The organism is Leucobacter sp. L43, assembly GCF_016597785.1.
Taxonomy (GTDB): domain Bacteria; phylum Actinomycetota; class Actinomycetes; order Actinomycetales; family Microbacteriaceae; genus Leucobacter; species Leucobacter alluvii.
Window position 1 is genome coordinate 1 of sequence record NZ_JAENJG010000002.1, and the last position, 13438, is coordinate 13438.

Here is a 13438-nt window from a genome sequence, read left to right on the forward strand (position 1 = left end):
ATTGCGCCGATGGTACTGCAAGGGGGACCTTGTGGGAGAGTAGGACACCGCCGGACACCTTTTACAGAAAGGGTCGTACAGTGTAAGCCAGAGACGGCACACACTGTACGACCCTTTCGCTTTTTATAGACATCTCAACAGCGCTGATTCTCGGAGGCACCTTATGAATGAACGACCCGATCGGAACGACTCCTCGGATCGTGGCCCCCGTAATCAGCGTGGTGAAGGTCGCCGTGATTCCGGCGACCGCCGCCCGCAGCGCGACGGCGATCGTCAGCGGCCTCAATACGGCAATCGGGATGACCGTGCGCCCCGCCGCGATTTCGGTGACCGGGACGATCGTCGCCCGCAGCGCGATGGGGATCGTCAGCGTCCGCAGTACGGGAACCGCGATGATCGTGGTTCGCAGCGGCCGCAGTACGGCAACCGCGATGATCGGGCACCTCGCCGCGACGATCGGGGAGATCGTGCTCCTCGACGTGACTTCGGTGATCGGGACGATCGCCGCCCGCAGCGCGACGGCGATCGTCAGCGCCCGCAGTACGGAAACCGTGACGATCGTGGTTCGCAGCGTCCGCAGTACGGCAACCGCGATGATCGTGGTTCGCAGCGGCCGCAACGTGATGGCGATCGGCAGCGTCCGCAGTACGGCAATCGTGACGATCGTGCGCCCCGTCGCGATTTCGGTGACCGGGACGATCGTCGCCCGCAGCGCGATGGGGATCGTCAGCGTCAGCAGTACGGGAACCGCGATGATCGTGGTTCGCAGCGGCCGCAGTACGGGAACCGTGACGATCGTGGTTCGCAGCGGCCGCAGCGTGATGGCGATCGGCAGCGTCCGCAGTACGGCAATCGTGACGATCGTGCGCCCCGTCGCGATTTCGGTGATCGGGACGATCGCCGTCCGCAGCGCGATGGGGATCGTCAGCGTCCGCAGTACGGGAACCGCGATGATCGTGGTTCGCAGCGTCCGCAGTACGGGAACCGTGACGATCGTGGTTCGCAGCGTCCGCAGTACGGCAACCGCGATGATCGGGCACCCCGCCGCGACGATCGGGGGGATCGTGCTCCTCGCCGTGACTTCGGGAATCGGGACGACCGTCGCCCGCAGCGCGATGATCGGGGGGATCGCGCACCGCGCCGCGAGTTCGGTGACCGAGACGACCGTGCGCCCCGCCGTGACTTCGGTGATCGCAACGACCGCGGGGACCGCGGAGATCATCGTCCGCAGCGCGATGACCGCGCTCCGCGGCGCGATTTCGGAGAACGTGATGCACGCCGCCCTCAGCGGGACGACCGGAGCGATCGCGCTCCGCGGCGCGATTTCGGCGGACGCGATGAGCGTGCGCAGCGCGATGACGCCCCCGGGTACGGACGCGGCGGAACCCGAGGCGCCGGCCGCAGTGACCGCGGTGGTCGCGAGCGTGTGTTCACCGAGGCCGAGCGACTGCAGCATGAACTCCGACCGGTCCGGTCCGATCACCGGGACCCGGTGCTTCCCGACGAGGTCGAGCCGAAGGACTTGCACCCGTCGGCGCGCAATGAGCTGAAGACGCTGCAGGCGGACGTGCAGGAGCGTGTGGCCCGTCACCTCGCCATGGTGGCCTTCCTCATCGACGATGACGCGGAACTCGCGCACCAGCACGCTCTCTCGGCGAACCGCCGAGCCGGCCGCATCCCCGTAGCTCGCGAAACCTTGGCGATCACCGCCTACCGAACAGGTGACTATGCGCTCGCACTGCGGGAGCTGCGAACGTATCGGCGGTTGAGCGGCCTGGATGGCCACGTCGCACTGATGGTCGATTGCGAGCGCGGCTTGGGGCGCCCCGATAAGGCGATCGAAACCGGACTCGAAGCGGACACCTCGCGCCTGGACACCGAGCAGCGGGTGCACCTCGCGATCGCGATGTCGGGTGCTCGCCTGGACCTCGGGCAGACGCAGCAGGCGCTGTTCGAGCTCGAGATTCCTGAGCTGAACCCGACGAAGGCGTTCTCGTGGAGCCCCGATCTCTTCGCCGCATACTCCGCGGTGCTCGAGGATCTCGGTCGTTCTGCTGAGGCCGCGAAATGGTTGGAGCGAGCGGAGCAGGCAGCACGAGCACTGCAGGCGCACCATGGATCGCTCGACGAGCTCGAGGTCTTCGAGGTCTATGAGGATGCCATCGAAGAGGAGCGTGACGCCGAGCTCGAGAACGAGGCGGCCGAAGAGGTGATCGGCGAGTTCGCAGGCGTGGACGAGGCAGCCGACGAGTCAGACCCTTCGGACGATGCGGATCGCACCGACGAGACCGATGCCGATATCGAGGCGGATCGCGAGATCGTGGAGTCGGTCGAAGAGGAGCCGGCCGAAGAGGAGCCGGCCGAAGAGGAGCCGGCCGAAGAAGAGCCGGCCGACGAGGAGCCGGCTGGTCAGATCGGAGACGAGCGGACCGAAGCTGAAGCGCCCGAGGCGGCGCTGCCCGAGGCGGAGATGTCGATCGAGGACGAGGTGGACGAATTGCTCGCTGCCGCGGGCATCACCGGCCTCGCTTCCGGCGTCGACACGGCGTCCGAGCCCGACGACGGTTCGGAGCCGCTCGCCGAGTCGGACGACCCGACCGACGTCAGCGACGAAGCCGAAGAGCGGACGGAGCAGCGCGACTGATGGGGCTGTTCGGGAAACGTGCCACTGCGCTCGGCGCAGCCCCGCTCGAGGGCCGCGAACTGTTGCTCGCGGATCTCGACGGGGTGATCTACCGCGGGCCCGACGCGATCCCGCAGGCGGTCGAGCAGCTCAATCGGGCTGCGCGCGCCGTACGCATCGGGTACGTGACGAACAATGCCTCCCGCACCGATGCGTCGGTGGCGGAGCACCTCCGCGAGCTGGGCCTCGACACCGAAGCCGCAGAGATCGTCACGTCCCCGCAAGCGGCCGTCTCGTTGCTCCGACAGACGGTCGCCGCCGGTTCCCGCGTGCTGGTCGTCGGCGGCGACGGGCTGGTCGACGAGCTCGGGAAAGCGGGCTTCGAAGTGACTCGCAGTGCCGAGGATGATCCCGCTGCCGTCGTGCAGGGCTTCGCGCCCGATGTCGGATGGGCGCACCTCGCGGAGGCCGCATTCGCGCTCGCGGAGGAGCCGGGGCGAGATCCGCTCCCGTGGATCGCGACGAACACCGACTGGACGATCCCGGTGGCACGCGGTCTGGCTCCGGGCAATGGAACACTCGTTTCAGCGGTGCATACGGCAGTGCAGCGGCTCCCGGTGTTCGCGGGGAAGCCCGAGACGCCGATCTTCGAGGCCGCGTTCGCGCGCTTCGGCACACGCAATGCGCTGATGATCGGCGACCGACTCGACACCGATATCAAAGGCGCGCTCGCTGCGGGGATCCCCTCACTGCACGTGCTGACCGGTGTCGATCGACCGAAGCAGCTCGTCGCGGCGTCTCAAGACATGCGTCCGGACTACATCGTGGCGACGCTCGCCGAACTCCACGAGCCGTACCCGACGACGGAACGCCTGAAAGACGGCACCGTCCAGGTGGGCACGGCGAAGGTGCGCATGGACGGCCACATCGCGTCGGTCGTCGCCGAAGGCGATTCGGCGATCAACCTGCTGCGGGCGGGATGCGCGGCGATCTGGGCCTCGGGTCTCGCCATCTACGGGCTGAAGGTGCCGGAGATTCTGTACGAGGATCACTGGCGCTGAGCCACGGGTGCGTGTCCGACGTCCTCGCTAGTCTTGACGTATGAGCGAAACCGAGAATCGCGAGGAGCGGACGAGCCCTGAGGCGGGTGGCGCCGCGGAGAGCGGCCTCCCGTCGGCGACCGGCTCCTTCGACCTCGGCACGGGCGAGGCCGACGACGGCCTGCTCAGCCGGATCGAACTCATCGAGTCCCAGCCGCTCTCGCACCGTGCGCAGAAATTCGAGCAGGTGCACGACGAACTGCTCGCCGAGTTGCAGCGAGGCGATCATGGCGCCGTCTGAGGGCGGCGAGCCGGAGACGCATCGTGGTGAGACGCGGGATGCCGCGGCGACCGTGAGCGCGGAGCTCCAGGCGACTTGGGGCGGTACCGCCGAGCGCCTCGATCGGGTGGTGCCGCTACTCGGCCTCGCCCGCTCGCGCAGCCGCGCGACAGAACTCATCGGCGCCGGTCAGGTCGTGGTCAACGGGGCCGTCGCCGTAAAGCCGGGTGCGAAGGTCGTCGCGGGCGATCTGGTGACGGTTGACGGGGCCGACCACTACGTGGGCCGTGCAGCGCACAAGCTGCTCGCGGCGCTCGAGGCCTTCGCCATCGATCCTTCGGGGCGCGTCGCCCTGGATCTCGGAGCCTCGACGGGCGGCTTCACGCAAGTCCTCCTCGAGCGCGGCGCGCGCATCGTGCAGGCGATCGATGTCGGCCACGATCAGCTCGCCCAGCAACTGCGGGATGACGATCGCGTGAAGCTCGTCGAGGGGCGCAATGCGCGAGCACTCACGCCGGCCAATCTCGCCGCCGATACCGGGGTCGCCGACGCCCCGACGCTGGTCGTCGCCGATCTGTCGTTCATCTCGCTCCGGCTCGTCTTTCCGGCGATCGCGGCGTGCGCGGCACCTGCAGCTGAGCTCGTGCTGCTCATCAAGCCGCAGTTCGAAGTGGGTCGCGTGAAAGACGGCGTGGTCACCTCGCCCGCGCAGTGGGGCGACGCGGTCCGCACCGTGCTCCAGGCCGCTGCCGAGCACGGGTTCGCACTGCGCGACCTCGCAGCTTCACCGGTGATCGGGGCGCACGGAAACCGGGAGTTCCTCGGGTATTTCGTGCGCGCTGCAGATGCGCTTCCGACAGAATGGGAGGCGCGCATCGCCGAGCTCACAGGGGCTCCCGAAGCGCGGCAGAGCATCGATACAGCACGAGCGGACGAAGGGCGATGAGCATGCAGGTCGACGAACCACGGCGGATCCTGATCGTGTCGCACACGCACCGCGATGAGGCGGTCGCCGCGACAGTCGAAGCCGTGACCGCGCTGCTCGCCGCCGACGTGGTTCCCGTGCTCGACGCGCAAGACCGGGACGACTTCTCTCCGCACCTCGAAGTCGAGCGCATCGCACTGCTCGGTGCGGACGTGGCGGTGACGGAGCTCGAAGCCGCCATCGTGCTCGGCGGCGACGGCACGATCCTCCGGGCGGCCGAGCTGCTCCGAGGCTCGGAGTGCCCCATCGTGGGAGTGAATCTCGGCCATGTCGGATTCTTGGCCGAGATGGAGAGCTTCGATCTCACGACGACCATCGATCGTGTGCTGCAGCGCGATTACACGGTCGAGGAACGCCTGACCGTCGATGTTCGCGCGAGCCTGGACGGACGGCTGATCGCAGACACCTGGGCGCTCAACGAGGCCAGCGTCGAGAAGCAGCGGCGCATGCTCGAGGTCGAGATCGGGGTCGACGGTCGGCCGATCTCGACGTTCGCGTGCGACGGCGTCGTGCTCGCGACCCCCACTGGCTCCACCGCCTATGCCTTCTCCGCGGGCGGTCCGATCGTCTGGCCGACGGTGCAGGCGATGCTCATCGTTCCGATCGCCGCTCACGCGTTGTTCAACCGTCCGCTCGTCACCGGCACCGACTCTGAGTTGCGCGTGCGCATTCTCCCCGAGAACATCGGGCCGGGGGTCCTGTGGTGCGACGGGCGCAGACGCACGGAGCTCCCGGCTGGATCCATCGTGACGGTCAGCCGATCCGCGCAGTCGGTGCGGCTCGCTCGGTTGAACGCCGGGGTCTTCTCGGATCGACTGGTGCGTAAATTCCACCTGCCGACCTCAGGATGGCGCGGCAGTCGTCGCGGAGGTGAGGTCGCATGATCGAAGAGCTCAGGATCAGGGATCTCGGGGTCATCGTCGACTCGACCGTGCCGCTCGGCGCGGGGTTCACGGCCATCACCGGCGAGACCGGCGCCGGCAAGACCATGGTCGTCAGCGCGCTCGGGCTCCTCATGGGGGAGCGCAGTGACGCCGGTGCCGTGCGAGCCGGTGCAACTCAGGCGCGCGTGCACGGCATCGTGCGCACCTCCGATCCGATCGTCGCCGACATCGTCGACGAGCTGGGCGGCGAGATCGAAGGCGATGAGCTCGTGCTCAGCCGAACCGTGAGCGCGGAAGGACGCAGTCGCGCGGGTGTCGGCGGAGCCAGCGCCCCCGTGGGAAGTCTCGGGAGGCTCGCGGATCGCCTGTTCGCGGTGCACGGGCAGTCGGAGCAGTTGCGCCTGAAATCGACCGCAGCGCAGCGCGAGACGCTCGATCGCTTCGGGGGAGAGGAGCTGTCTCGCACGCTCGCCGAGTATCGGGTCAGCCACCAGGAGCGTCAGCAGCTGAGCGCGCGCGTGCAGGAGTTGACGGAAACACGCGACGAACGAACCGCGGAAGCCGAGCGCCTGCGCGCCGAGTTGGAGGAGATCGCCGCCGTCGACCCGCAGGCGGGCGAGGAGATCGAGCTCGCCGGCCGCATCGAGCTGCTGAGCAACGTCGAGGCACTGCGCGCCGCGACGTCGGCCGCGCACGAGGCGTTGGCGAGCGAATCCGACGAGCCGCTCGTGAGAGACGCTGGCGGACTGGTCGACGACGCTGTGCGCGAGCTCGAGCGGGTCGCCGAGTTCGACCCTCGGCTCGCGGCCGTGCTCGAAACGCTGCGGGGCGTCAGCTTCCAGATCGCGGATGCGGCAACCGAGCTCGCCGCCTACGCCGGCGATCTCGACGAGGAAGGCCCCGGCGAGCTCGCGCGCGCGAACGATCGCCTTGCGGCGCTGAACGGGCTCTTCCGGCTCTACGGGGCCGACAGCGCCGCGGTGATCGCCACCGCCGAGACCGCTGCCGAGCGTCTGTCGGAGCTCGACGGCGACGGCGGCCTGGTCGACGAGCTGTCGGAGCGCTTGGAAGCCGAGACGGAGCGCGAGCGCGACCTTGCTGCGCGGTTGACAGAGCAGCGGACAGCGGCGGCCGTGCGGTTGTCAGAGCTCGTCACGGCAGAGCTGCGGCAGCTCGCGCTCCCCGACGCCGAGTTCGTCGTCGAGGTGTCGCCGGCGGCGACGCTCGGCGGATCAGGGGGCGACGACGTGCAGCTGCTGCTGAGTCCGCATCCCGGCGCGGCCCCCCGGCCGGTCGCGAAGACCGCATCCGGGGGAGAGCTGTCGCGCGTGATGCTCGCGCTCGAGGTCGTCGTCGCCGGGGTCGATCCGGTGCCGACCTTCGTGTTCGACGAGGTCGACGCGGGCGTCGGAGGTGCCGCAGCGATCGAGATCGGTCGGCGTCTCGCGCGCCTCGCGCGCACGTCTCAGGTCATCGTGGTGACGCACCTGGCGCAGGTCGCGGCCTTCGCGTCGAACCATCTGCAGGTCGTCAAAGACTCGGCGGGTGGGTTCACAGAGAGCAGCTGCCGGCGTCTGGACGGAGACGCGCGACTCGCCGAGATGGCGCGTCTGCTCTCCGGCCTCAGCGACTCCGGGAGCGCACTCGAGCACGCCGCCGAACTCCTGGCATTGCGTGAATCAATCTGAGTGCGCGCAGCACGCGTCACCGCGCCAGGCTTGAACGCCTTCGCGCACCGCGAGAGCCGCGATGACCAGGGCGGCGATCGAGTCCGCCCACGCCCACCCGAGCGTGCTGTTCAGCACCAAACCGAGCAGGAGCGCTGCCGAAAGGTAGCTGCAGATCAGGGTCTGCCGCGAATCGGCGACGGCGGATGCCGAACCGAGCTCTCTGCCGGTGCGGCGTTCGAACCAGCTCAGCGCCGGCATCACGGCGAGGCTGACCGCTGCGAGCACGATTCCCACGGTCGAGTGCTCGGGCTCGCGGAAACCGGTGAGTGACAGCACCGCATCGACCGACACGTAGGCGGCGAGAGCGAAGAACGAGACGGCGATGATGCGCAGGGCCGTGCGTTCGCGGCGCTCGGGATCGCTCCCCGAGAACTGCCACGCCACCGCCGCAGCCGAGAGCACCTCGACGATCGAGTCCAGGCCGAAGCCGATGAGTGCGGCCGAGGAGGCAATGCCTCCGGCGATGAGCGCGATCACGGCTTCGACGATGTTCCAGGCGATCGTGCACGCCACGACGATGCGGATGCGGCGCCGAAGCACACCGGCCCTGGCCGGGGCTGGCGGTGCCGGTCGCGCTGCGACGGCCACGGGCGCTTCGGAGCCGGTGGTCATGAGCTCGTCTTCGCACCGACGGCGCCGCAGCATCCCGCGACGGTACAGGCGGCGTCGCCGCAGGGTGCGCCGCCGTCGACGGCAAGTGTGACCTGCAGGAGTTCGGCCAGCGCCGCGGTCAGATGGGGATCGGCGATCTCGTAACGGGTGCGTCGCCCTTCCGGTTCTGCGACGACGAGTCCGCACCCCCGCAGACACGCGAGATGGTTCGACACGTTGGTGCGGGAAAGCCCCAACGAGTCTGCGAGCGAAGCGGGATAGTCGGGCGACTCGAGCAGCGCCAGCAGAATTCGCGCCCGCGACGGGTCCGACATCGCGCGCCCCAGTCGCGACATGGCGTCGAGGCGAGAAGTAGTGTTCAGCATGCACTGACTATACATCGGATGCTGACCAATGGGCAGGGTGGCCCGAGCTCGGAAGCCGAGGCCCGCCCGGGCGAGCTCGGCGGGCCTCGCGCGGCGTCCGCGCTCGCGGCGCAGCGATGTCCGCGGTGACTGCTACGCTCCCCACATGGTGAAGTTGTTCGGCCGGTTCGGCGCTCAGGGCCCGAGGAAACCGGATATCAGCGACGATGCGGCGACGAAGGCTGCGTATCTGGATTCGCATCCAGACGTGAAGCACGCCGACATGGAGCAGATGGACTCCGACACGCGTGAGATGTACCGCGACGCCCGTGAGGCCGCGGTCGACGCCCGTGAAGAACGGGCGAAAGCTCACACGCGCGAGTTCGTGATCCGGGGGCCGTTCCAGCTCGGCTTCACCATCACACTCGGCGTGCTCGTGGCACTGGTGTTCGGCGGGATGGTCGAGCAGGTCACGACGATCCTCATGTACGTCGCCTCTGCGCTGTTCGTCGCGCTCAGCCTGGATCCGCTGGTGCGCGCGTTGCACCGGCGCGGAGTGAAGCGTCCCATCGGCATCGGCATCGTGTTCAGCGGCTTCGTGCTGATCATCGCGGGGCTGCTCGCCATCATCATCCCGATGATCGCGAACCAGATCACCCTCCTGGTGCGCAGCGCTCCGTGGCTCGTCCGAGACGTGATGCGGCAACCGTGGTTCCTCGATCTCAACGAGCGCTTCGGTCAATTCATCGATTTCGACAAGCTGCTCGGGATCGGTCAGGATTTCGTCAGCAATCCGGAGAACTGGGCGCAGGTCGCCGGCGGTGTGTGGCAAGCCGGCATCGGCATCGCCAACGGGGTGACCGCCGGGCTCATCGTACTGATTCTGTCGCTGTACTTCCTCGCCTCCCTGCAATCGATGAAGCGCGCCTTCTACTCGCTGGTGCCGAGATCGGGCCGCGCGAAGGTGATAGACATCACCGAGCAGGTGACCAAGTCGGTCGGCGGATACGTCAACGGAATGGTCATCCTGGCGTTCATCAATGCGGTGCTCGGATTCGTGATGATGTCCATCGTCGGCGTGCCCTTCCCCGGCCTCGTCGCTGTCGGCGTGTTCTTCCTCGCCCTCATCCCGCTGATCGGATCGGTCGTCGCCACCGTGCTGGTCACGATCGTCGCGCTGTTCGACGAGCCGACGACCGCAATCATCGCTGCGATCTACTACCTGATCTACATGCAGATCGAGTCGTATCTGCTGACGCCGCGCGTCATGAACCGCGTCGTCTCCGTGCCGGGGGCCCTCGTGGTCATCGGTGCGCTCGCCGGCGGCACGCTTCTCGGCCTGCTGGGCGCCCTCATCGCGATCCCCGTCACAGCGGCGGTGCTGATGATCGTCAAGCAGGTCTGGGTGCCGCGGCAAGAGCTGCGCTAGATCCGTCGCCATTTGTCCGAGTTGAACTGATAAGATTGAAGCCCGTGGGAACAGAGCAGAGCGCGGACCAGGCCGGAATCACCAAACACATCTTCGTGACCGGAGGTGTCGTCTCCTCGTTGGGAAAGGGCCTTACGGCTGCGAGTCTCGGAAATCTGTTGACGGCGCGCGGATTGCACGTCGTCATGCAGAAGCTCGATCCATATCTGAATGTGGATCCGGGCACGATGAACCCCTTCCAGCACGGCGAAGTCTTCGTGACTGACGACGGTGCGGAAACGGACCTCGACATCGGTCACTACGAGCGGTTCCTGGGAATCAATCTCTCCCAGGCCGCCAACGTCACGACGGGTCAGATCTACTCGACCGTCATCGCCAAGGAGCGTCGCGGCGAGTACCTGGGCGATACGGTCCAGGTCATCCCGCACATCACCAACGAGATCAAGCGCCGCATGCGGCTGCAGGCCTCCGAGACGCCGCGGCCCGACGTGATCATCACCGAGGTCGGCGGCACGGTCGGCGACATCGAATCGCAGCCGTTCCTCGAAGCCGCGCGCCAGGTGCGGCACGAGCTCGGCCGCAAGAACGTGTTCTTCGTGCACGTCTCGCTCGTGCCGTTCATGGGCGCCTCAGGCGAGCAGAAGACGAAGCCCACGCAGCACTCCGTTGCCGCTCTGCGCTCCATCGGAATCCAGCCCGACGCGCTCGTGCTCCGCAGCGACCGCCCGGTCACCGATGACAACCTGCGCAAGATCGCGCTCATGTGCGATGTCGACGAGGAAGCCGTCGTGAACGCCATCGACGTTCCGAGCATCTACGATCTGCCGCAGCTGCTCAACGATCAGAGCCTCGACAGCATCATCGTCGAGAACCTGGGCCTCTCCGATCGGTCGAACGACGTCGACTGGTCGGGCTGGCAGCCGGTGCTCGACGCCGTGCACCACCCGAAGGGCGAAGTCACGCTCGCGCTCGTCGGCAAGTACATCGACCTCCCCGACGCCTACCTCTCGGTCACCGAGGCGCTGCGCGCTGGCGGGTTCGCGCACTCGACCAAGGTCAACATCCGCTGGGTGCCCTCCGACAGCTGCCAGACCCCCGAGGGCGCACTCGAGGCGCTCGGCGACGTCGACGGCATCTGCGTTCCCGGAGGCTTCGGCATTCGCGGCATCGAGGGCAAGCTCGGGGCACTGCGCTTCGCCCGCGAGAACCACATTCCGACGCTCGGCCTGTGCCTCGGCCTCCAGTGCATGGTGATCGAGTACGCGCGCAACGTGACCGGACTCGATGGCGCATCGTCCACGGAGTTCGATCCTGAGACGCCGGTTCCCGTGATCGCGACGATGGCCGAACAGGTCGACATCATCGACGGGGGCGACCTCGGAGGCACGATGCGCCTCGGACTCTACGAGGCCGCGCTCGCCGATGGCTCCCTCGCGGCGTCGCTCTACGGGGCGCCGACGGCCACGGAGCGTCACCGCCACCGCTACGAGGTGAGCAACCGGTACCGCGACGAGATCGGCGCATCCGGTCTCTCCTTCTCCGGGACGAGCCCGGACGGTGCGCTCGTCGAATACGTCGAGCTGCCGACCGACGTGCACCCGTACTACATCGCCACTCAGGCGCACCCCGAGCTGCGCTCCCGCCCGGGGACGCCCCACCCGCTGTTCGCCGGGCTCGTCGAAGCGGCGATCCATCGCCGGGACGCCGCGCAGCTCTTCGAGGTCGACAACGGTGAGTGACGCCGTCGGCGCGGCCGCGAGCGAAGGGCCTGACGCGTTCAGTCCCCTCGCAGACGAGCGCGCCGACGACGTCCGCGTCGCCGAGAGCACCGTGCTCGCGCACGGAGCGGTGTGGGACATGCGGCGCGATCGCGTCGCGTTCGGGGGAGCCGAACTGGCGCGGGAGTACCTCGACCACACAGGCGCCGTCTCCGTGCTGGCCATGGACGACGAGGATCGCGTGCTCCTCATCAAGCAGTACCGGCACTCGACGGGGCACCGGCTCTGGGAGATTCCAGCCGGACTCATGGACGTCCCCGGCGAATCCGCCCTCACGGGAGCCCGACGCGAGCTTGCCGAGGAGGTGGACCTTCAGGCCGAGAGCTGGCATCTGCTGCTCGACCTGTTCCTGGCGCCCGGCAGCTCCACAGAGGCGATGCGCGTCTTCCTCGCACGCGGGCTCTCGCCTGTTGCGCACGACTACGTGCGCTCGGAGGAGGAGGCCGAACTGCGCCCGCAGTGGGTGCCGCTCGACGACGTGGTGGACGCGGTGCTCGACGGTCGCGTGCAGAACACGGTCACCGCGAATGCCGTGCTCGCCGCCGCTGCCGCTCGCGCACGGGGTTGGCGTCCGCTGCGCGACCCCGAGCTCCCCTGGACGGGGCGCGACGCCGTGCGGGGAGAGCGTTCGCGCTGATGCCGCTCAGCGTGGAAGAAGGTGCGGAGCGGTACCTGCGACACGTTGCGCTCGAGCTCGGACTCTCCGCGAACAGTCGCTCGGCGTATCGACGCGACCTCGTCGCGTACGGAGCGTGGCTCGCCGCGCGGGGCGTGCCCGATCTGACGCGCGTGACCCCGGAGACCCTGTCGGAGTACGTGGCCGACCTTGCGAGTCCGCACGGGACACCCGACGGCGAAATCCGGCCGCCGCTCGCGGCAGCATCGATCACGCGGCGGCTCTCGACGGTGCGCGGCATGCACCGGTTTCTCTTCGAGGAAGGCCTGCTCGACGCGCACGCTGGCAGCGGCGTGCGCACACCGAAGCGCGCCCAGCGATTGCCGAAGGCGCTGCCCCTCGCAGACATCGAGGCACTGCTGCAGGCCGCGGGCGGCGACGACCCGGTGGGCCTGCGAGATCGCGCCCTGCTCGAACTGCTCTACGCGAGCGGGGCACGGGTGAGCGAGGTCACGGCGCTCGACGTCGACGACCTGCTGGCCGCGCCCGGCACGGCCGACGCGGTGGAGGATCCCGACACCGCTCTGGGGTCCGGCGGGTTCGTGCAGGTGACGGGCAAGGGATCGAAGCAGCGGATCGTGCCCTACGGCAGCTACGCCGGCCGTGCGCTCGCCGCCTACCTCGTGCGCGCACGCCCCGCGATGGCGGCGCGCGGTGCGGGCACGCCGGCGCTGTTCGTCGGGCCCCGGGGAGCGCGGCTCTCGCGGCAGAGCGCGTGGCTCGTGATCAAGGCCGCCGCCGAACGCGCAGAGCTCAGCCAAGAGGTCTCCCCGCACACGCTGCGCCACTCCTTCGCCACGCACCTGCTGGCGGGCGGCGCCGATGTGCGCACGGTGCAGGAGCTGCTCGGGCACGCCTCGGTGACGACGACGCAGATCTACACGCAGGTGACCGCCGATACCCTCCGCGAGCACTACCTGCTGGCGCACCCGCGCGCGAAATAGGAGCGCTCGCGAATGAACGGCAGATGGCCGAACGGGAAAGGTTCGGTGCTCGGCGCCGAAATCTCCGCATTCGGGTAACGCGCCGCGGGTCTCAGGTGACATATTCGAAGCAG

13 protein-coding genes are annotated in these 13438 nt (G+C 68.4%); 10 read left to right on the plus strand and 3 right to left on the minus strand.

Translation table 11 applies throughout. From position 1 onward, the window contains the following. Positions 1-61: 61 nt before the first annotated feature. Entirely contained in the window at positions 62-1456 is a 1395-nt protein-coding gene (locus JE033_RS09240) for a hypothetical protein (RefSeq protein ID WP_200331153.1), read from the minus strand. Between JE033_RS09240 and JE033_RS09245 the strand changes: the two genes are divergently transcribed. From JE033_RS09245 to recN, 6 genes are read left to right on the plus strand one after another with little or no spacing between them, the layout of a single operon-like run. After that, complete coding sequence (locus tag JE033_RS09245) at positions 1427-2644, plus strand: hypothetical protein (RefSeq protein WP_370567939.1); 1218 nt, start codon at positions 1427-1429, stop codon at positions 2642-2644. The genes JE033_RS09240 and JE033_RS09245 overlap by 30 nt on opposite strands. After that, complete coding sequence (locus tag JE033_RS09250) at positions 2644-3684, plus strand: HAD-IIA family hydrolase (protein ID WP_200331155.1); 1041 nt, start codon at positions 2644-2646, stop codon at positions 3682-3684. The genes JE033_RS09245 and JE033_RS09250 overlap by 1 nt, the downstream gene beginning before the upstream one ends. Before the next feature lie 40 nt (positions 3685-3724). Further along, entirely contained in the window at positions 3725-3964 is a 240-nt protein-coding gene (locus JE033_RS09255) for a hypothetical protein (protein WP_200331937.1), read from the plus strand. Next, on the plus strand, positions 3951-4889 hold the full coding sequence (locus tag JE033_RS09260; protein WP_200331157.1) for a TlyA family RNA methyltransferase: 939 nt from the start codon (positions 3951-3953) through the stop codon (positions 4887-4889). Before JE033_RS09255 ends, JE033_RS09260 begins: the two co-directional genes overlap by 14 nt. Continuing rightward, the gene (locus JE033_RS09265) at positions 4886-5812 is read left to right on the plus strand and encodes an NAD kinase (protein WP_090151307.1); all 927 of its coding nucleotides are present in this window, start codon (positions 4886-4888) and stop codon (positions 5810-5812) included. Before JE033_RS09260 ends, JE033_RS09265 begins: the two co-directional genes overlap by 4 nt. Beyond that, positions 5809-7500, plus strand: a complete 1692-nt coding sequence (recN, locus tag JE033_RS09270; RefSeq protein WP_200331159.1) for a DNA repair protein RecN — start codon at positions 5809-5811, stop codon at positions 7498-7500. Before JE033_RS09265 ends, recN begins: the two co-directional genes overlap by 4 nt. Here recN and JE033_RS09275 read toward each other — a convergent pair. Both JE033_RS09275 and JE033_RS09280 read right to left on the minus strand, forming a co-directional pair. Further along, positions 7492-8154 carry a cation transporter gene (locus JE033_RS09275; protein ID WP_090151302.1) on the minus strand — a complete coding sequence of 221 codons (663 nt, stop codon included), beginning with the start codon at positions 8152-8154 and terminating at the stop codon, positions 7492-7494. The genes recN and JE033_RS09275 overlap by 9 nt on opposite strands. Further along, entirely contained in the window at positions 8151-8519 is a 369-nt protein-coding gene (locus JE033_RS09280) for a helix-turn-helix transcriptional regulator (RefSeq protein WP_200331161.1), read from the minus strand. Before JE033_RS09280 ends, JE033_RS09275 begins: the two co-directional genes overlap by 4 nt. Before the next feature lie 145 nt (positions 8520-8664). On the opposite strand from JE033_RS09280, the gene JE033_RS09285 reads away from it, so the two are divergent. From JE033_RS09285 to JE033_RS09300, 4 genes are read left to right on the plus strand one after another with little or no spacing between them, the layout of a single operon-like run. Further along, positions 8665-9927: an AI-2E family transporter gene (locus JE033_RS09285; RefSeq protein ID WP_090151296.1), complete on the plus strand. Its 1263-nt coding sequence runs from the start codon at positions 8665-8667 to the stop codon at positions 9925-9927. Between the two features lie 44 nt (positions 9928-9971). After that, a complete protein-coding gene (locus tag JE033_RS09290; RefSeq protein WP_370567940.1) occupies positions 9972-11666 on the plus strand; it encodes a CTP synthase in 1695 nt (564 codons plus the stop codon). Then, a complete protein-coding gene (locus tag JE033_RS09295) occupies positions 11659-12342 on the plus strand; it encodes an NUDIX hydrolase (RefSeq protein WP_200331162.1) in 684 nt (227 codons plus the stop codon). The genes JE033_RS09290 and JE033_RS09295 overlap by 8 nt, the downstream gene beginning before the upstream one ends. Beyond that, a complete protein-coding gene (locus JE033_RS09300; protein WP_200331163.1) occupies positions 12342-13325 on the plus strand; it encodes a site-specific tyrosine recombinase XerD in 984 nt (327 codons plus the stop codon). Before JE033_RS09295 ends, JE033_RS09300 begins: the two co-directional genes overlap by 1 nt. The last annotated feature ends 113 nt before the right edge of the window (positions 13326-13438 follow it).